The 20065-nt window shown below is 56.0% G+C and carries 16 protein-coding genes; 10 read left to right on the top strand and 6 right to left on the bottom strand.

Annotated elements, in window-relative coordinates; all coding sequences use genetic code 11:
• Window positions 1–178: 178 nt before the first annotated feature.
• Window positions 179–1168, bottom strand: coding sequence for a hypothetical protein (locus tag ABHR63_RS09080; RefSeq protein WP_346965366.1), 990 nt, complete (start codon window positions 1166–1168; stop codon window positions 179–181).
• A 418-nt stretch (window positions 1169–1586) separates the two neighbouring features.
• Window positions 1587–2162, bottom strand: coding sequence for a recombinase family protein (locus ABHR63_RS09075; protein ID WP_346965365.1), 576 nt, complete (start codon window positions 2160–2162; stop codon window positions 1587–1589).
• Window positions 2163–2907: 745 nt separating this feature from the next.
• Here ABHR63_RS09075 and ABHR63_RS09070 point away from each other — a divergent pair.
• The 3 genes from ABHR63_RS09070 (at window position 2908) to ABHR63_RS09060 (ending at window position 6261) form a co-directional block, all read left to right on the top strand.
• Window positions 2908–4044, top strand: a complete 1137-nt coding sequence (locus ABHR63_RS09070; RefSeq protein WP_346965364.1) for a zinc ribbon domain-containing protein — start codon at window positions 2908–2910, stop codon at window positions 4042–4044.
• 301 nt (window positions 4045–4345) lie between these two features.
• Window positions 4346–5542, top strand: coding sequence for a site-specific integrase (locus ABHR63_RS09065; RefSeq protein ID WP_346965363.1), 1197 nt, complete (start codon window positions 4346–4348; stop codon window positions 5540–5542).
• A 272-nt stretch (window positions 5543–5814) separates the two neighbouring features.
• Window positions 5815–6261, top strand: coding sequence for a low molecular weight protein-tyrosine-phosphatase (locus tag ABHR63_RS09060; protein ID WP_195234873.1), 447 nt, complete (start codon window positions 5815–5817; stop codon window positions 6259–6261).
• Between the two features lie 148 nt (window positions 6262–6409).
• Here the strand turns inward: ABHR63_RS09060 and ABHR63_RS09055 are convergent, their stop codons facing one another.
• The 3 genes from ABHR63_RS09055 to ABHR63_RS09045 all read right to left on the bottom strand — a co-directional run bounded on the left by ABHR63_RS09055 (window position 6410) and on the right by ABHR63_RS09045 (window position 9101).
• Window positions 6410–7771 carry an ATP-binding protein gene (locus ABHR63_RS09055; RefSeq protein WP_346965362.1) on the bottom strand — a complete coding sequence of 454 codons (1362 nt, stop codon included), beginning with the start codon at window positions 7769–7771 and terminating at the stop codon, window positions 6410–6412.
• 183 nt (window positions 7772–7954) lie between these two features.
• Window positions 7955–8284, bottom strand: a complete 330-nt coding sequence (locus tag ABHR63_RS09050; RefSeq protein ID WP_346965361.1) for a TIGR04076 family protein — start codon at window positions 8282–8284, stop codon at window positions 7955–7957.
• Window positions 8277–9101 carry a PfkB family carbohydrate kinase gene (locus ABHR63_RS09045; RefSeq protein ID WP_346965360.1) on the bottom strand — a complete coding sequence of 275 codons (825 nt, stop codon included), beginning with the start codon at window positions 9099–9101 and terminating at the stop codon, window positions 8277–8279. The genes ABHR63_RS09050 and ABHR63_RS09045 overlap by 8 nt, the downstream gene beginning before the upstream one ends.
• 331 nt (window positions 9102–9432) lie before the next feature.
• Between ABHR63_RS09045 and ABHR63_RS09040 the strand changes: the two genes are divergently transcribed.
• The 4 genes from ABHR63_RS09040 (at window position 9433) to ABHR63_RS09025 (ending at window position 15283) form a co-directional block, all read left to right on the top strand.
• Window positions 9433–9939, top strand: coding sequence for a MarR family winged helix-turn-helix transcriptional regulator (locus tag ABHR63_RS09040; protein WP_346965359.1), 507 nt, complete (start codon window positions 9433–9435; stop codon window positions 9937–9939).
• Entirely contained in the window at window positions 9932–11746 is a 1815-nt protein-coding gene (locus tag ABHR63_RS09035) for an ABC transporter ATP-binding protein (RefSeq protein ID WP_346965358.1), read from the top strand. Before ABHR63_RS09040 ends, ABHR63_RS09035 begins: the two co-directional genes overlap by 8 nt.
• Window positions 11739–13658: an ABC transporter ATP-binding protein gene (locus ABHR63_RS09030; RefSeq protein ID WP_346965357.1), complete on the top strand. Its 1920-nt coding sequence runs from the start codon at window positions 11739–11741 to the stop codon at window positions 13656–13658. Before ABHR63_RS09035 ends, ABHR63_RS09030 begins: the two co-directional genes overlap by 8 nt.
• A 533-nt stretch (window positions 13659–14191) precedes the next feature.
• Window positions 14192–15283, top strand: coding sequence for a GGDEF domain-containing protein (locus ABHR63_RS09025; protein WP_346965356.1), 1092 nt, complete (start codon window positions 14192–14194; stop codon window positions 15281–15283).
• 43 nt (window positions 15284–15326) lie between these two features.
• On the opposite strand, the gene ABHR63_RS09020 is transcribed toward ABHR63_RS09025, so the two are convergent.
• Window positions 15327–16205 (bottom strand): LysR family transcriptional regulator, encoded by an 879-nt coding sequence (locus tag ABHR63_RS09020; protein WP_271748140.1) that lies wholly within the window; start codon window positions 16203–16205, stop codon window positions 15327–15329.
• Between the two features lie 233 nt (window positions 16206–16438).
• Here ABHR63_RS09020 and ABHR63_RS09015 point away from each other — a divergent pair, with 233 nt between their 5' ends.
• The 3 genes from ABHR63_RS09015 (at window position 16439) to ABHR63_RS09005 (ending at window position 19752) form a co-directional block, all read left to right on the top strand.
• Window positions 16439–17320 carry an SDR family NAD(P)-dependent oxidoreductase gene (locus tag ABHR63_RS09015; RefSeq protein ID WP_196033465.1) on the top strand — a complete coding sequence of 294 codons (882 nt, stop codon included), beginning with the start codon at window positions 16439–16441 and terminating at the stop codon, window positions 17318–17320.
• A 65-nt stretch (window positions 17321–17385) separates the two neighbouring features.
• Window positions 17386–18642, top strand: coding sequence for an MFS transporter (locus ABHR63_RS09010; protein WP_250787180.1), 1257 nt, complete (start codon window positions 17386–17388; stop codon window positions 18640–18642).
• A gap of 69 nt (window positions 18643–18711) precedes the next feature.
• On the top strand, window positions 18712–19752 hold the full coding sequence (locus ABHR63_RS09005; RefSeq protein ID WP_346965355.1) for a Gfo/Idh/MocA family protein: 1041 nt from the start codon (window positions 18712–18714) through the stop codon (window positions 19750–19752).
• Window positions 19753–20065: the final 313 nt, after the last annotated feature.

Below are 20065 nucleotides of genomic sequence, written 5' to 3'. Positions count from 1 at the left end.
GTGTTGGCTAAAATGGGTCGGCCGGGATTGGTCAATCTCGGCCGACTATATTTGGCTAAATTATTCCGGCGCTAACAATTAAACTTGGAGGAGGGTGCATGATGCCCTTCCTCCAAGTCATTCTCCATGGCCTCTACGGCACATTCTATTGCCTTTCAGTTTTAGACAAAAACAAGAGCTATGCAGCCCTGGAACGTTTCCTATAGTCTTGCCAGTTGGGCAACAAAACATATTTCCTAAGGAGATAGCGAACCTGTTCCATATTCCAACCCTTTGTTGGCACTTGTTTTTCGAAGAGTTTGACCAGCGATGCCACTGTTTTCAGGTTGAAGCTATATCTAGCAGAATCAACCTCTTCAAGAGAATAATGAAACGGCGGCCTCTCCATTCCTTCTTTAAGTCCGAACGAGGTGCACGATTCAATCCTATTTATTGAACCATAGTCCGACAATATCCAGGGACTTTTTTCAGCAAGGGAACTCTCCCACGTTGCCTTAAATCGCCCAAGTACATACTCAGACATATCAGACCACTCACCGTGTTTTATTACATCCGCAAGAGATTTATATCTATGTTTGCGAACATACTCGATGCGATACGAATTAAAAGACTCTCGATACTCTTCGCCATAGTAAGAAGGATGGTCCCCCCAATATACGATCACCTCCTTTCTCACTTCAACCCAATCTATCTTTGCAACGCGGTCGACAATAAGACTCCTTCTTTTGCCACTCAGCTTGGATGTCAGCTCTTGAAATAGGTCATCGTCTATCTTCTTGTCCTTTTTTGCATAATAAAGACGATCCCCATACAGTCCAAAATATTCAGAAAGCTCGCCATTGGTCAGTCTTGCTGTCTGCCATTGTCCATTTGCTGTATGGTACCTATTTCGCGTCAATTCCCGAACGAATAGCGAATTGAATAGGATGGTGAACTCTTCCTCGATTTCCGATTTTCTCCCGTTCGTCTTTCTCCCGTCAATCCTCTCCAACGGCGTTTTGTAAACCTCATTTACAACGAACAATCGATTGGTCGGCCTCTCATAGCGGCAATACAGTTCCCAATGCTTCAGTTGCAGTTGCTTCGACTTGCCCGTTTTTTGTTTCTCGTGAAATAGCTCACACATTTCCTTGTAGCTGTACTCTCCAACTTTTAGCTCTAAATCCAAATAAACCTCCTATCAATCCAACTGAATTACCTTCCTGCACGAATTTAATTTGTCACTATAATTTTTTTATTAACTTATAGATGCTCGATTTCATCTCGCATAATTTGTCACCAATCAACTACCATATATAAATAATATTTATTTAGGGACTTGAAAGGTGACAAATATAATCATTTGCTACGTCTCGAAGAGATGTAGCAAACTATAAGTAATGCGAGATTGATATTGTTAAACATGCAGGTAGATACGTTAGTAAGTAGCGGATACAAACTCACCTCCCTTAATTAAGATTACCAACTCCGCTATTTAGGTACAGTGAAAGTATCCCCTAGCATGTAACGGCTATACGCCAAACCATCAATATCAATTCCCTATTTCGCGATATAGTTTTGAGCTATCGAGTTTATATATTTGATTTTTATTTACTACGACATACATTTTTGTTGCCAGCTTCTCTATATAGAGTGCTCCTGCTGATTCCAGTCTTTTCACATATCTCTTTAACCGACTTCGTTCTATCGTTTTCAAATAGATAGAGAGCCATGTTGAGAGCGTCTTCATCAACATTAGGTCTGCCGAACTTCACACCTTGCTTCATAGCGGCCTCCCTGCCCTCGGCAGCATTCTCAAGGATGATCTGCCTCTGGAACTCAGCAATGGCTGACAGCATATGAAATATCAACTTGCCTGCTGGAGTGGTCGTTTCGATAGCCTCTTTCTTGCTATGAACCTCGACATGCATCTGTTCGAAGGTCTCCATAAGGTCAATTAGGTCTTTAGTACTCCTGCCAAGTCGAGACAGCTCAGTGATATAAACTTCATCGCCCTCGCGCAGACGAGAGAGCATATCTTTCAGAGCGGGACGATTAGCGTTCTTGCCCGAAGCCTTGTCGATAAATATCTGGTTATCCTTTAAGCCAAGCTCGTGCGCATATTCAAGCTGCCTTGCCTCGTTCTGTTCCTTTGTTGAGCAGCGAGCGTAGAGGAACTTCATCGCGTGCCTCCAATTCCTATATGTCTCAAAAGTCCTATTAGTATTTTATATTGGGACATAGACTTTTGGAATATCTTTTAGGACACTATTTGATTCAAAAGACTCACTTGGGGAGTAGTGTTTCTCATGTCTCAAATGTTATGAATTTTGGGATACACTGTGACGCGGCTTAACTCTCTTGCGCACTCCCAGCTTGCAGAAGGCGCGTTACCTCGTAAGTCCCCGCCCCAGTCTGTTTTGGCGCATACGGGGCGCTTTACACTTTTGCCTCAACTTCTACTTGGCAGACCCCATCTATGTAGTTGATATCAACATGACAGGAAGAATAAATTCCTCCGACCGTCTACCTTCACTGTAAATAGCGTATTGCCAAGGCATAATCGCCAATGCTATCGAGAAGACCGCTAGCTGCCTAAAACGCCTTGAATCTTCGCGCCCTGAGAAATGCCAGCGGGAAGCGGTGACGTTCGCCCTTTTACTCAAAATGAAAGCCCGTGTCCTTGATACAATCTCATCTACCACACCGCAACATCCATATATTTGGATGGAGCTTCACAATGGCATAGCTGCTGCTTTGCGTATGCAAACAGGCGAATTGGAGGGCACCCGCCTTTCAAGGTCTGTTCGCATATGCATGTGAAGCCTTGCGGTGTGGTAACTGTGGTAGGTGTCCTCCACATCGCTTCATTTAGTTGATGTGCTTCTCCCCTTCCACTTTGTCGGGATTTCTTTGGAAGGAGAGGTCATGCCCCTTATCAACTGCCCAGAATGCGGGAAGCAAGTTTCAGACAAAGCTCCAACCTGCCCAAATTGTGGCTTTCCGCTGAACAGTATCTCCAGCAACGAAGCAACCAGCGATACAGAAGGCACCCAAAGCGATCAACCAGAATCTGTGACCGATAAGCAAAAAGATGGCTCCTCGAATGAAGCACAGGACAATAACAAACTCCCCGATACGCAAACGAAAAAGGCGGCGAAAGAGGGGCAAAAGAAAAAGAAGCAGGTCGTTTCAGGCAAAATGAAATTGGCATCAGCAGTACTCGGCATAGTCGCAGTCGCAGAAATTGCCGTTGGGGCCATGCTCGCATCGAACATCATCTGCATACACAAGTGGAGCGGAAACAACTGTTGCCAAGTTAATCACTGCTATAAATGCGGAAAAGTCGATCCCAATGGAAAGATTGACCCCGATGCACACAGCTGGAACTCTGCAACATGCACCGAACCGAAAACTTGTGTCAACTGTAGGAAAACCGTCGGAGAGAAAAACCCAGACAATCATTGCTTCGAGGACAGAAGCGATGGTTCAAAAGTCTGTACGCGCTGCGGAAAGATAATTCCAGCCCCGAATAGCACCGATGAAGCGGGAGACGATAGCCCTTCAACCGAAACTAGCCAGTCATCTGAAGGCAACGACCAGACCGCGACAGAGGAGACCGCCCCTTCCGCATTTTCCTTTTCCCCTAGCTCCTTCAATGGAAAGCTCAAAAGCAATCTAGACGCAGACGTTATCGACAAGAGCACCGATGAGCTTATTTCCTATGTGTTTGTTGATGACATAAAGAACCCCGATATGTACGCAATGCTCTCTTTTACGACAATGGACGGGCAGAGCAATCTGACAAAGAGCAGCAGGTATGACAGCTCCTGCAACCCGTCCCCCATCCTTATGATTGACACCAAGAAATGCGACTCAGCGATTGTTGCACGTGGATTCATAATGGCCTGTGATTCCTCACTCTCAAAAACCGATGCTCAGGAAGTCGTTACAAATCTTGCAAACAGCGTCGAAGGCAATAGTGGGTCTACAAGTAAAAACGGGATTAGCTATCTTTTGGCAGGCGATGGCGAGAAAGTCATGCTTAGGGCAACAGTCGCATAGGCTCCTCAACCCACACAATGCAATGTCTGGCACCGTAGCGCACTTCGCCACGGTGCCCTTTCTTTCAAACTGCGATTTCAATTGATGTCTGCTCAGCCTATAGCAAAAATGCACGCTGAGAGCGAAATTAAGGCTTGAAATTGCACCGATGGGCACTTACTCCAACCCCAGCCCCAACGGGGCAAATAGGCCTCATTTCCTTTAATTTAACCCAATAAACGAACCCTTTTACCATGGCATAGACAACCCCATAGCTACAATCATGTTGTCGTGCTTGAGTCTCTGAAAGGAGATCCAAGCTATGTCGAATAGGAAAGATAACAAGGGTCGAGTTCTCCATCGCGGAGAAGGCCAGCGCCCAGACGGTCGCTACTCGTTCAAATACACCAATTGGATGGGAAAAACCTGCTTTGTCTATTCGTGGACTTTGACAATTCACGACCAAACGCCGCACGGCAAAAAGAGAGACCTCTGCTTAAGACAAAAAGAGCAGCAGGTTCAAAAAGACCTCTTCGACCACATTGCACCTGAGAACATGAACGTGATGACTCTGGTTGAGAACTACCTTGCGACCAAGGTTGCGGTACGAAAGACAACTGTTAGCGCCTATAAAACCGTCACCAATTACCTGAAAACAGACAGCTTCAGCAAAGCCAAAATATCAAACATTACGGTGTTGGACGCAAAGAAATGGCTCATCCACCTTCAGCAAGATGTTGGAAAGGGATACAGCAGCGTCTGTAGCATCCGAGGCGTACTCAGACCAGCTTTCCAACTGGCCGAAGAATGCGGAATTATAAGACGCAACCCTTTTAACTTCGAACTTATCAATGTTCTGGTCAACGATACGGTATCCAGAGAATCGTTAAGCGTTAGACAGGAACGGCTATTCCTTGAGTTCATGCGCTCGGATCATCACTTTTCGCGCTACTTTGAGACTTACTTCATCTTGTTGAACACTGGACTCAGAATTTCTGAATACTGCGGCCTGACCTTTGATGACATTGACTTCGAAAATCACTGCATATGCGTTCAAAAGCAACTCCATCGTGCGAGAGATATGCAGTATTACGTTGAAGAACCCAAGACGAAATCTGGTATGAGGTATATCCCTATGACCGCTTCTGTCGAAAAGGCCTTCCACAGTCTCATCGGACAGAGGGCGCAGCCAAAAGAAGAGCCTGTTATTGATGGGGTAAGGGGCTTCATCTGCCTAGACAAGAACGAGATGCCATGCGTTGCTCTGCATTGGGAGCATAGGCTCAAACACGCCATCATTAAGCACAACCGCATCTATAAGGAAGAACTGCCTCATATAACTCCGCACCAGCTCAGACACACTTTCTGTAGCCGAATGGCACGCGCTGGCATGAGTCCAGCAAAGCTCAGATACATTATGGGGCACTCAGATATCAACACCACCTACAACGTTTACACCCATCTTGGGCTTGAAGATATTCAAGACGAGATGCTTGCTATTGAACAAAACCGCAGGTAAACATTGGTAGTAAAAATTTGAGCCGTACTACGTTTTTACTACTTTTGCTTTTACTTTTGCCTGTTTTCTGGCCTTAATAAAGTGGATTCTCCACCCTATATTGGAAACTGATTTTTAGAGCCATTCAACTCTTTGAACACAGCAGAGGCGTTGGGATTAAAGGTCTTATCTTGTTATTATCGCAGGTAAACTACGCAGCGGGCTTTATTGGAGCAAACTGCCTCAAGAGCAGTCTGTAAGTCCTGCGCGACCGCCTAGAAAGGAAACCGCATATGCAACGCGTACTGTTTATCTGCCATGGGAACATCTGCCGCTCGACGATGGCTGAGTCCGTGTTTACCGAGCTGGTGCGGCGCGCCGGGCGCGCGGGCGAGTTTGTCATTGACTCCGCTGCGACCTCGACCGAGGAGATCGGCAACCCGCCACACCACGGTACCGTTGCCAAGCTGCGCGAGGTCGGGATTCCCGTCGTCGCACATCGTGCACGTCAGGTGCGTCGCGCGGAGTATGGCGACTGGGACCACATTGTCTATATGGACGACGAGAACGCCCGCGGCCTGTACCGAATTTTTGGGAAGGACCCCGATGGCAAGATCTCGCGCCTGCTCGATTGGACCGATCGCCCTGGCGACGTGGCCGACCCCTGGTACACCGGCAATTTCGACGCCACCTACCGCGATGTACTCGCCGGTTGCACCGCTATGCTCGAGCAGCTGTAGGTTCGTGGGCGCACGAACCGCGCCCACGGCATAAATCGAGCGTAGATTTTCTCCCACTTTGAGCGTTCAAGTGCGCTCTATACGGGAGAAAATCCACACTCATGAATGTGACAAAGGGACTGTCCCTTTGTCACATCCGGGACTGGCCCTAGACCGGCTTGACCTCCAGCTTTATCCCCTCGGCACAGGAGTCGCCCAAAACATCCGTAAGGGCCCAGGTCGCATATAGCGGCAAATAGAGAACCGCTCCGTTGCGCTCAACGTTGCCTCTCGAGAAAACAATCCCGAGCCTTACGCCATATTCAGCCGTATCAAGCACATGACCGAGCGCAGCGTGCGCGTGGTAATAGGAGCCCGATTTAACCTCGATCGGAACAGCCGTCCCATCCGGTCCATCGACCACAAAGTCCACTTCACCGCGCTTTTTTGTCTGATAGTAGTAAAGCTGGCGATTTTGGGCAGCCAGCTGCTGGGCCACCACGTTTTCGTAAATGCCGCCCAGATTGGGCTCCTTGCTATCAAGATACGCCGCTTGGGCGACTCCAACGGGGTAGCGCGCCATCAACATGCCCGTATCCGATTGATATAGCTTGAACTGCGATGGCCGTGCCGTCTTGAGCAGGGGCGACTTTGGCTCGGTTACGATATCGGCTTTGAGAGCAACGCCGGCATCGACAAGCCAGACAAAATCTCGCTGGTACTTCTCATAATGCGCCTTGGGGTCAATGGAATTGAGCACGAAACGCTTGTGTTCGCCCTCAAGCATAATGGGGAGCTGATCGTAGATGCTCTGCACCTGAAGGGCACGCCCGCTTGCATACTTGGAAATATCCCGTCGGTACTGTTCGTTGAGCTCGGACTGTAGCTGACGAACAGAGGCAAGGTCGCCCTGCGTGTCAAGGAAACGCTGCACGACCTCCGGCATTCCGCCGACAACGGTATAGGTCCTGAAGTTTGCCATCATCGCGCCATGAATGTAACCAGGAATGGGCTTCTCGCTGATACACGCGTCGCGTATCGTTTGGCGAGCCCCCTCGCTCACCCCGGTTGCCCAGCAAAACTCCTCAAAATCGAGCGGGAACATCCTAAGCTCGTGGACATACCCCACGGGATAGGACCTGACACCCTTGAACTGGGTCCCAAGCATTGACCCCGAAAACGCCCAGCGGCACCTCCCGTCCTCAACAAGGAACTTTGCCATCGTCATGATGTCGGGGGCCTCTTGGACCTCATCGATAAACACGAGCGTTTTGCCTGGCGCTATCGGCTTTCCCGAAAGAAGCGTCACCCTGCTGATGAAATCATCGGCATCTCGCGCCTCGAGAAGAGCATCTTTTGCCTGGCGATTTTCCATGAGGTTGAGTTCGATGTAGGTTGCGTGGTTGGCTTTGCCAAACGCGCGAATCGAATAGCTTTTGCCGATCTGGCGAGAACCCGTGATGAATAAGGCCTTTTGCTCGGCAGACTTCAGCCAACGCTCCAGCTCTGCCGCTATTTTCCTGCGCAGCATAGGCTCTCCCCTCAGTGTCATCAAATGAAATGCAAAGTTTTATGCGCTTGATTATCGATGAAATGTAGGATTTTTAGAACCTAAAATCGGATGAAATGCAGAGATTTAGGATTATAAGCAGAAAGAAGAGGCAGCCCCGGCGAATGTGACAAAGGGACTGTCCCTTTGTCACATTGCGCTCGACTACTCGTCGACGATCTCGGCAAGCCAGACGTTCAGCGTATCGACCTCGGGGCAGCAGAACTTTGCCGTACTGGGCTCGTTGCCAGGCACGGTTCCGCCATAGCGCAGGATATCGATATAGGGAAAGCCCACATGGCAGGCCATGGCACACATCTTGCCGCGGTCTCGGTCGAAGTCGAAGACGTCACCCGGCTTGTGCCCGTGATGGCAGCGGCATGTGCCCAGCTGGTCCACGCAGCTAATGCGAATACGTGGGCGCCTGCCGCGCGGGGCACCGAGCGGCTTGTTCTCGCCCGCCGCCTCGGTGCTGCTCTCGTCGGCGTTACTCATGGTCAATCACATCCAGGCAGGCCTCGATGGGAAGGCCGGCGGACTTATCCTCCTGGTCGGCATTGCGCTCGATGAGCTCCGCTACCACACGCATGGCATCGCTCGTCGCGCGCTGCAGGCTCCAACCGGCCATAACGCGGCCGACAAGCACCGCCGAGAACGTGTCGCCCGTGCCCGGAAAGTAGACCGGAATCAGCTCGAAGGGAATCGTGAAGTACTCCCCCGCCACATGGTCGTAACCGATGACGACATTCGCACCGTCGACCACAGCGCTCGTAATGACCACCGACTTGGCGCCCAGGACACGCACGGCATCCACAAGAGCGCGGCCCTCATCGGGCGTGATTTGCTCGGCAATGGGCGTATCGGTGAGCAGGCACGCCTCGGTATAGTTTGGCACCGCATAGTCGGCGCACTCGAGCAGGCTGCGCATGAGACCGATCGTGGACTCGGGCACGCCGGCGTAGAGCTTGCCGTTGTCGCCCATGATGGGGTCGACGAACACCTTGGTACCCTTTTGCGCGCGACGGTGGCAGAAGTCCGAAATGATGCGCGTCTCTTCCTCGGTCACGATAAAGCCGGTCGAGATGGCGTCGAACTCAAAGCCGAGCTCCTCCCAGATGGCGAGGCTCTGGCGCACGTACTCTGTGGTGTCGTGGATGTAGAACTTGGGATAGTTGAGCGTATCGGACACCAGCGCCGTCGGCAGGTTGTGGATGCGGTAGCCCATATGCGACAGCACCGGCAGCATGGCGGAAAGCGCGACCTTGCCGTAGCCGCACATATCGTTAATCAGCAGCAGCTGAGTATTCTTCATGAGGGTCTCCCTTGGTTCGGGCACGGCGCAGCAGCGCCACAGTGCGACTAAGTGTAGCGCAGGAGGCGTTGTGAGCGGTCGCCAGGGTCGCGAAGAGCGCATTGTTGCGGAAAGGTTTCGGAAATGGGGGGCATAGGCCTTGCGGCCATGCCCGACGATTGAACGTCAGATTGCTGCTTAGGAGCGTTTGCAGCGTCGAGCGGTTACGGCGTTTGGCAAAACGCCGTAACTTAATAAGTTTGGTACCTTGACATTCATTTCTCATGCTCCTAGATTAGTTAGGCACAAAACAATTCCACTACCTAACTAAAGAAAGGAGCAACACTAATTCATGTGCGATGAACCTCTTAACCTTTGTTCGCACGAGCCCGACGGCGACCCGTCACAGCCGGCGGATGCACCCGAAGCGGTTAGCTCAGAAGACAAGCTTGCCAAGCGCATCCTCAATGGCCTGGGCTTTTGCGGCCATTACATGCATTTTCATGGCGGAGGCGTGTCCGGCAAGGCGCCCATCATCTGCCTGCTGGCCAAGCAACCCGGCGGCGAGATGTCGCAGCAGGAACTCAGCGTGCACTTTGACCTCAAGCCGGGGTCACTTTCCGAGATCCTGTCCAAGCTCGAGCTCAACGGCCTCATCGAGCGCAGCCGTAACCCCAAGGATCGACGGCAACTCACCATTCGCCTGACCGAAACCGGCCGGGAAAACGCCCGCATCGACCAGGCGGCCCGCATCCGCTTTAGAGAACGGGCCTTTAGTGCCCTCACTCACGACGAGCGCGAGCAGCTCGCCGAAATGCTCGAGAAAATCCGTGTAACCTGGGAGGAACTGGATGATTAAAACCCTCATGGGCAGCATCCGCGACTATATGAAAGTCGCTGTTGCCACGCCATTGCTCGTGCTTGGCGAGGTGCTCTGCGAGATGCTGATTCCATTTATCACCGCCAACCTGATCGACGCCATCAAAGACGGTGCCACCGTAGCCGAGATGCTTCCCACCGCGGGCTTTTTGGTGCTCATCGCGCTTACGTCGCTTGCTTTTGGCGCCGCTGCCGGCGTCACCTGCAGCCATGCGAGCTGCGGCTTCGCCAAGAACCTGCGTCACGACCTGTTCTATAAGATCCAGACGTTCAGCTTTGCCAACATCGATGAGTTCTCGAGCTCCTCGCTCGTCACGCGCCTGACCACCGACATCAACAACGTGCAGCAGGCCTTTATGATGATCATCCGTATCGCCGTGCGCGCGCCGCTGGTATTGGTCTTCGCCTTTACCATGGCATTTATCATGGGCGGCAGCGTCGCCATGGTCTACCTGGTCATCATTCCGCTGCTGGGCTTTGGGCTGTTCTTTATCATCTTTAAGGTGCGCCCCATCTTCTCGCGCGTGTTCCACAAGTACGATGCCCTTAACGAGTCCGTCGAGGAAAACGTCACCGGCATGCGCGTGGTCAAGAGCTACGTGCGCGAAGACTTTGAGAAGGAGAAGTTCGCGACCGCCGCGCGCGACGTCCAGATGGACTTCACCCGCGCCGAGAAGCTGCTCGCCTTTAACAACCCCATGATGAACATCTGTGTCAACGGCGCGTTTGTCGTCATCATCTACCTGGGCTCCAAGCTCATCATCACGAGCCAGGGCACGCTGTTCGACGTGGGCCAGCTCTCCTCGATCTTTACCTATGGCTTCCAAATCCTCATGAGCCTGATGCAGCTGTCGATGATCTTTGTCATGGTGACCATGGCCGACGAATCGGCACACCGCATTACCGAGGTGCTAGCCGCCGAGCCCACGATCGCCAACCCGGCCGAGCCCGTGCTCGAGGTTGCCGACGGCTCCATCGACTTTGACCACGTGAGCTTTAAGTATTCCGCGCATGCGAAACGCCAGGCGCTCGACGATATCGACCTGCACATTACGAGCGGTGAGACCATCGGCATCATCGGCGGCACCGGCTCGGCCAAGTCCACGCTCGTAAACCTCATTGCCCGCCTGTACGACGCCACCGAAGGCACCGTGCGCGTGGGCGGCGTGGATGTGCGCGACTACGACTTGGACGCCCTGCGCCACCAGGTGGCCATGGTGCTGCAGAAAAACGTGCTGTTTAGCGGCACCATTGCCGAAAACCTGCGCTGGGGAGACCCGAACGCCACCGACGAGGAGGTCCGCGAGGCCGCGCATCTGGCCTGCGCCGACGAGTTTGTCGACGGCTTCCCCAAGGGCTATGACACCTGGATCGAACAGGGCGGCTCCAATGTTTCCGGCGGTCAGAAGCAGCGCCTGTGCATTGCGCGCGCCCTGCTGCGTCGCCCCAAGATCTTGATCCTGGACGACTCCACCAGCGCCGTCGACACCAAGACCGACGCCAAGATCCGCGCAGGGCTGGCAAGCTATCTGCCCAACACGACCAAGCTCATCATCGCCCAGCGTATTAGCTCCGTGCAGGATGCAGACCGCATCATCGTCATGGAGGGCGGCCGTATCGCTCAGATCGGCAACCACGATGAGCTGCTCAAGACGAGCGAGATCTACCGCGAGACCTTCACCTCGCAAAATAAGATGTCTGCCGAAGGCGAAGAGGCCGTCGAAGCCGACACCGAGGCATCCGCAACACAAGCTCAGACCCAGGAAGGAGGCGAGGCACATGAGTAAGGCAACGACCGCCGAGCGCGCGCTCAACCGCAAGGGCGGCACCATGTCGCGCCTCATCAAGACGCTCTTTGGCTTCTACCCCGTGCTTTTGCCCCTCGTCGTCGCCGGCGTGGTGCTCTGCGCCATCATCAACTCCATCGGCGCGACCTTCCTTCAGAGCGCCCTGCAGATTATTAGCGAATCGTGGCAGTCGGGCGATTGGACGACCGCGCAGCCCAAGATTCTGCAGCTCGTGACCACCCTCGCCTGCATCTACGGCGTCGGCATCCTGTCCTCACTGTTCTGGAACCGCGCCATGGCCATCGTCACGCAGGGCTCGCTCGAGAAGCTGCGCGAGAAGATGTTCAACCGCATGCAGGACCTGCCGATCCGCTACTTCGACACGCACCAGCGCGGCGACATCATGAGCCACTACACCAATGACATCGACACGCTGCGCCAGATGATCAGCCAGTCGCTGCCCAACCTGCTCATGACGGTCATCGTCATCGTCACGGTGTTCTTCATCATGCTGTACTACAGCGTCTGGATGTGCCTGGTCATCATTGCCGGCGTCGCCTTTATGACCTTTATGACCAAGCTCCTCGGATCCAACTCCGCGCGCTTCTTTATTGCGCAGCAGACCGAGCTCGGCGTGGTCGAGGGTCATATCGAGGAAGTCATGAACGGTCAGAAGGTCGTCAAGGCATTCTGCCACGAGTCTGCCGCCGAGGCCGATTTTGACGAGCGCAACGAAAAGCTCTTCGAGGTCTCGCAGAAGGCCAACATGTACGCCAACATCCTCATGCCCATCCTTATGAACCTGGGCAACCTGCTTTACGTGCTGGTCGCACTGGCAGGCGGCATTTTCCTGGCGCTGGGCGTGCCCAACCTGAGCATCTCGGGCATGGCGCTGTCCATCGCCGTCGTGGTGCCGTTCCTCAACATGACCAAGCAGTTCTGCGGACAGATCGGCCAGATCTCGCAGCAGATCAACGCCGTGGTCATGGGCCTCGCCGGCGCCGACCGCATCTTTGAGCTTATCGACGAGGAGCCCGAAGCCGACGAAGGCTATGTGACGCTCGTCAACGCTCAGGTGAACCCCGATACCTGGCAGCTCGAGGAGGCCGACCACCACACCGGCATGTGGGCGTGGAAACATCCGCACCGCGCAACCGGCGAGATCGAGTACGTACCGCTGCGCGGCGACCTGGTCATGGACAACGTCGACTTTGGCTACACGCCCGACCACGAGGTGCTGCACGGCGTGTCCGTGTTTGCCAAGCCGGGCCAGAAGGTCGCGTTTGTCGGTGCCACCGGCGCGGGCAAGACGACCATCACCAACCTCATCAACCGCTTCTATGACATCGCCGACGGCAAGATCCGCTACGACGGCATCAACGTCAACAAGATCCGCAAGGCCGATCTGCGCCGTTCGCTGGGCGTGGTGCTGCAGGACGTAAACCTGTTCACCGGCACCGTGATGGATAACATCCGCTACGGCAATCTGGATGCCACCGACGAGGAGTGCATCGCGGCAGCAAAGCTCGCCGGCGCGGACGACTTTATCACCCGCCTGCCCGACGGCTACGACACGATGCTCACCGGCAACGGCGCCCAGCTGTCGCAGGGCCAGCGCCAGCTGATCTCGATCGCACGCGCCGCCGTCGCCGATCCGCCGGTGATGATCCTGGACGAGGCCACGAGCTCCATCGACACCCGCACCGAGGCCATCGTGCAGGCGGGCATGGATAAGCTCATGGAAGGTCGCACGACGTTTGTCATCGCGCACCGCCTGTCCACCGTGCGCAACTCCGACGCAATCATCTGTCTGGACCACGGCCGCATCATCGAGCGCGGCAATCACGACGAGCTGATCGCCAAGCGCGGGTATTACTACCAGCTCTACACCGGAGCGTTTGAACTGGAGTAGTTCGGCTCGCCGAGATGGCCGATTTGCCGCTCATTCGTCGGGCATGACCCTAAGGTCAATGCCCTCCTCTTTCGGGCCAAATCGACTCATCTCAACGACCCAAACACAATGCGCCGCAACGAATAAAGCCTCCGCAGCCACACGAGCTGCGGAGGCTTTATTCATGCCGGCCGGAAACCGTATCCCACTATTCGGGCCCAGAATGGGATGCCGTTTCCCGCTGGGCCCCCTCCGGGAAACGGCATCCCATTTCAAGGGCATAAACCGGGATGTGGTTTCCCCTAACGGCACCTTTGGGAAGCCGCATCCCACTCTGGACGCACAAAACGGGATGAGCTTTCCCATGGTGATCCAAGACCAGAAACATGTCCGATAGCGCGGCCAGGTCAAGAACAACAAGGCAAGCGTCACGCCAATTTGGACGAGCGTCTGCTGCAGTTTGAGGCTGCTGGCCCATATGGTAGAGTTAACCACCCATGAATTTCAGCACGCTGGGTGCCACCTGCGCTTTTGCCATTTGAGGGAGTGAACTTGTGAATACTTCTGTCGCCAAGAAGGCCAGCCAGGCGGTGCGCCTGCTCATGATGGTGCTCACGGCAGTTCTCATCTTCTTCTTCATCAATGTTATGCTGCTCGTCTCCGATATCCAGGGCACGGCGCGCGTAGTCAACTACGCCGGCCTGGTACGCGGCACCACGCAGCGCATCGTGAAGCTCGAGGACGCAGGCCAGTCACAAGACGACCTGCTCAAGGCCGTGGATTCATACATTAACGGCTTGCGCTACGGAAGCGACGACCTCAATCTCGTCCGTCTCGACGACGATGAGTATCAGGCAAAGATGACCGAGCTTGCAAATTATTTTGATAAGCTTTGCACCGAGATCATCCGCGTGCGCGAAGTCGGCTATGAGAACACCGACATCATCTCCATGAGCGAGGAGTTCTTTGGCATTTGCGACGATGCTACGCGACTCGCAGAGGACTACTCTCAGGAGAAGGCGTCGGCGCTCAACTATCTCGAGGGCCTGGTGATCATCGACATCATGGGCTTGGTGGCGACCTTTGCGGTCGAACTTGTTCGCGCGGTGCGAACTGCCGCGCTCAATCGCGAACTGCAGAACAAAGTCTATCTCGACGAAGCCACAGGACTGCCCAACAAGAACAAGTGCGAGGAGGTCTTGGGGCAGGAGCAGCCTGTCTCCGCGGAGGCGCCCGTTGCGGTGTGCGTCTTCGACCTTAACAATCTGCATACGGTCAATAACAACTTCGGTCATGAGAAGGGCGATGAATACATTCGCTCTTTTGCCCAACAACTGGGAAGTGTAGCATCCGAGACGTGCTTTGTGGGCCGCGACGGCGGCGATGAGTTTATCGCGGTGCTGCGGGATTCCGATCGGGCTGCCGTGGAGTCCTGTCTCGCTCGGGTCCGTGCGAACGTGAACGAGTATTCCGAGGCTCACCCCGACATGCCCATCAGCTATGCGGTGGGCTTCGCGCTTTCCAGTGATTTTGATGAACCGCCTACGATGCGCGAGCTCTTTTCCCAGGCCGACAAAAACATGTACATCGACAAGAACCGCGTAAAGACAGCCGAGGCAGCCGGGCCGCAACGCGAGGACCGCTAAACCCGTAGCAAAGGGTAGCTAATTTGGGACGGGACTCTTTTGGCTACTTGAGGAGTTGGGCCATGGCGTTGACGAATTTTTGGACTTGGAGGGTGGGCTCGAGCGGGTAGTGCAGAAAGACCGGCACCTCTCGCCCGCACAGGAACGGCACGCCCACAAAGGCCGGGTGCACCCCCGACCATGCGCCGCAGGTGAGCACCGCGTCGCCCTTTTCCTCTGCCTCGTTAAAGAGCGCAAAGTCAAAGCTGTCCACGTCGATCACGTCAACGCCGCCGTCGGCCAGAAGGTCGATGCGCAGGCTGTCCATTGCGTCGTTGCCGTGACGGAGCACGCGCAGGCGCATGCCCTCCAGGTCGGCAACCGTAATGCGTGTCTTGCGCGCCAGCGGGCTCGTGCGTGGCACGTCGATATAAAACGGCACGTTAACGATGCGGAGCTTTTGGCAGACGTCACCCCAGCGCGGGGTCGAAAAACTCGACTGCACCACATCCACCTCGCGACCGAGGCTGCGCATGACGGATTCGCGCTCGTCATAGAGGTCGCTCACCGGCACGATCTCGAAGCGCAACGATGGCTCCAGCTCGTGTACGCCCGTCCACATCGACAGCGTCTGGCGCCCCGGACACATCATCGACACGCCCAGACGCACGGCCCCGCCATCGCCCGCCGCGCGTCGGGCACGGCGCAGCGCGTCCTCGGACTGCCGCATGATCGAACGTGCATCGTCCACCAGCAGAGCACCTGCCGGCGTCACCTTAACACCAGAATGCGAGCGCTCGAACAACGTGATGCCAAACTCGGCCTCGAAGCCCGACACCTGCTTGACGAGCGCCGGGGTCGACACGCGCAATTTTGCCGCCGCACGCGAGAAGCTTCCCAGCTCCGCGGCGGCCGATATGGCCTCGAGTCGTCGATCGTACACGTCAATCTCCCGTTTTCGCGCCCATGGCCACATGGTGCCACAGGGGGTTGTTTTCGCAGGTCACACACTCAATCAAGGACACATCGTCTTGCGAGCTATAAACCTACGGTTAACGCCATTCTAACAAATATGCAATTCACCTGCGCAAATGCAAAGCATACGATAACCAGCGAAAACCACGTGGGTCGGTTAATGGGAGCGACCCACCGGGAGGCACAAGAAGGGAAGTTCCTATGAGCAATTGGCTTAAGCTCGAGGGCGATGTCTGCGCCGTGACTGGCGCGCTCGGCGGTATGGGCGTCGAGATTTGCCGCGAGTTCGCCCGCAACGGCGCCAACGTCGTCCTGCTCGATCTGGACGAGGAAAAGGTCAAGGCCGCTGCCGCCGACCTCGCCGCCGAGTTTGGCATCCACGCCGAGGGTTACAAGATGAACGCCACCGACGAGGCCGAGGTTCAGGCCGCCGTCGACGCCACCATCGCCGACTTCGGCCGCGTCGACGTTCTCGTCAACACCGCCGGCATCCTGCGCTTCGCCGCCATGGAGGACCTGCCGCTCTCCGACTGGAACGAGGTCATCAACGTCAACCTCACCGGTTACTTCATCACCTCGCAGCGCTTTGGTCGCGAGATGATCAAGGCCGGCCAGGGTCGCCTGGTGCACATCTCGACCGTTGCCAGCCACTCCCCCGAGACGTTCTCGGGCGTGTACAGCTCCACCAAGGCGGGCGTCAACATGATGTCCAAGATGCTGGCTGCCGAATGGGGTCCCTACGGCGTGCGCTCCAACTGCGTTGAGCCCTGCTTCGTCAAGACCCCGATGTCGGCCAACTTCTACGCCGATCCCGAGGTCGAAAAGAGCCGCAGCCGTCTGATCGCCACGCGCCGCATCGGCGAGGTCAGCGATATCGCCAACGCCGTCATGTTCCTGGCGTCCAAGCGCTCGGACTTTACCACCGGCGACGCCATCAAGGTCGACGGCGGCTTCTCCAACATGATGGGCGACCTCACCGCCAAGCCCGGCGGCCGTCGCGCCTATGCCGACAACTACCTCAAGAACAAGGGCGTCGAGCTTTGGTCCGATGAGTCCGGCGTCGCCAAGCCAACTGACCAGTAAACCAACCTAACAGGGAGACCCGCGGATACGACCGCTCCTCCCCCGTATCGATTAGAAAGAGTCCAATGGCTTCCACCAACTCCAACAAGGGTCGCGCCGTCGTGCTTTCCGCCGCGTGCGTCACCATGTTCTTCATCAGCTCCATCGCGCTGTATTCCGTCGTGAGCAAGAACCTGCTCGCCGTCTACCCCGAGTGGTCCAGCGCCCTTACCTGGGCTTTCCCGGTCTTCCAGACCATCATGGCCGTGACGGGCATCTTCGCCGGCCGCATCTCCGATAAGATCGGCCCCCGCAACGTCGTGATCGCCGCCGCCGTGTGCTACGGTGTGGGCTGGTTCATGTCCGGCACCGTCACCGAGCCGTGGCAGTTCTACCTGTGGTTCTCGCTCGTCGCCGCCATCGGCAACGGCCTGGGCTACAACCCGGCGCTCACCACGGGTCAGAAGTGGTTCATCGACAAGAAGGGCCTTGCCTCCGGCATCACCCTGGCCGCTTCGACCGCCGGCCCCGCCGTGCTGTCCCCGGTGCTCGCCTCGCTGCTCATCCCAAGCCTGGGAATCTTTGGCGCCCTTAAGGCGCTCGGCGTTATCTTCTTTGTGATGATCACCGCCTCCGCCCTGTTCCTGAAGGCCCCCGAGGCCGGTTGGCTGCCCGAGGGCTTCGAGGCCCCCAAGGGCGGCGCGCATGCCGGTACCTTCGGCGACCTCACCCCGGGCGAGATGGTCAAGACCCCGCGCTTCTGGGTTCTCATCGTCACCTTCGCCTTTGCCGCCACCGCGGGCACCCTGCTCGTGGGCAAGGTTGCCTCCATCGCCGCCGTCCAGCTCTTCGCCGACCCCACGAGCGCCGCGGCCGTCGCCCTCGGCGGTGTGGTGGTCTCCGTCAACACCTGCGCCAACTTGGTTGGCCGCCTGTCCTTTGGCCAGATCATCGACAAGCTCGGCGCCTATAAGTCGCTGCTCATCAGCCTTGTCGTCACCATCGTCGCGCTCGTCATCATGTCGATGAGCTTTACGCAGAGCATGTTCTTTGTTGCGCTCGCCCTGCTCGGCTTTAGCTTTGGCGCTCTGCTCGTCATCTACCCGCCGCTCACCGGTGGCGCCTTTGGCACCAGCAACATCGGCGTCAACTACGGCATCATGTTTTTGGGTTATGCCGCTTCCACCTGGATCAGCCAGCCCATCACCGCCGTGCTGTATCACGCCGAGGCCGGCAGCGCCGCCTACCAGCAGTCCTTCTACGGCGCCATTGTGATCGCCGCCATCGCCGTCGTACTCACCGTCTACATGATGGTCTCCGACAGCAAGAAGAAGTCCGCCTAGTTTTACCGATGCGACAAAGGGACAGCCCCTTTGTCGCATTCCACCGGTCACCAGTATTAAGGAGTCGAAATGTCTGAGCTCAACCCCGTCCGCATTGCCGTTATCGGCGCCGGCGCCATGGGCCGCAACCACATCCGCTTTGTCACCGAAGAGCCCGAGGCCGAGCTCGTCGCCATCGCCGACGCCTTTGAGGGCGCCCGCGCCACGGCCGAGGCCGCCGGCGTGCCGTTTTACACCGATCCCGCCCAGATGATGGACGAGGTCAAGCCCGAGGCCGTCATCATCGCCACCCCCAACGACCTGCACCTGGGCGTTGCCCGCGAGGCTGTGAAGCGCAACATCGTGCCGCTGGTCGAAAAGCCGATCTCCAACGATCTCGAGGATGCCCAGGCCTTTGCCGCCGAGGCCGAGACCGCCGGCGTGCCCGTGCTCGTGGGTCAGCACCGTCGCCACAACCCCTTCGTCAACAAGGCCAAGGAAATCATCGAGTCCGGCGAGCTGGGCAAGCTCACCGTGTCGAGCTTCCACTACATGATCTATAAGAATGACGAGTATTTCGATGTCGAGTGGCGCCGCAAGAAGGGTGCCGGCCCGATCCTGGTCAACCTGGTGCACGACGTCGACCTGCTCCGCTACCTGCTGGGCGAGCCCGTTGCCGTCCAGGGTATGCAGTCCAGCGCCGCCCGCGGTTTTGAGACCGAGGACTCCGCCGTGGTCAACGTCCGTTTTGCCGACGGCGCGCTCGCGAGCATGACCATCTCTGACGCCACCGCCAGCCCCTGGAACTGGGAGGCGACCGCTCGCGAGGATCCGCAGTACCGCCCCTTCGACGCCGACGCCTACTTTATCGGCGGCACCAAGGGCGCCCTTTCGCTGCCCCGCCTGCACCAGTTCTCCTACGACGGCGCCTCTAACTGGCACAAGCCGCTGCAGATGGAGATTCCGGCCGTGGACCCGGCACTGCCGCACAAGATGCAGCTCAAGCACTTTGTGAAGGTTGTCCGCCGCGAGGTCAAGCCCGTCGTGACCCCCGCCGATAACGTCAAGACGCTCACGCTTCTCAACGCCATCAAGGAGGCCGCCGAGACCGGCCAGCTCGTCGAGCTGTAATGCCTTAAGAGCGACCGCGGCAGAAGCCCCATGCCGAACCCTTCGGTCCGCCACCAATAAGCCCCTCTTCTTTGCCCCGCGAGCAGCCTCCTGCCCGTGGGGCATTTTGCTACCTTGCCGACGATTTTTCTGGGGCAAGGGCCATTTTGCGCCTCAGCTTGGTTCGTGCGCCACGAAATGGGCCTATCTACTACGTTTAGCCGACCACCCTCAACCATGCCGAATTTCGCGAAATAAAAACCGACGCTCCTATAAGTTGTCAATAGGCAGTTTGCGGGAGCGCTCCCTTCAATTCGCACAGGAGCTCGTAATA

This window comes from Collinsella aerofaciens (genome assembly GCF_039752775.1).
In the GTDB taxonomy this organism is placed as follows: Bacteria; Actinomycetota; Coriobacteriia; order Coriobacteriales; family Coriobacteriaceae; genus Collinsella; species Collinsella aerofaciens_R.
Note: the sequence above shows the minus strand (reverse complement) of the source record. Positions and strands in the feature narration are given on the sequence as shown.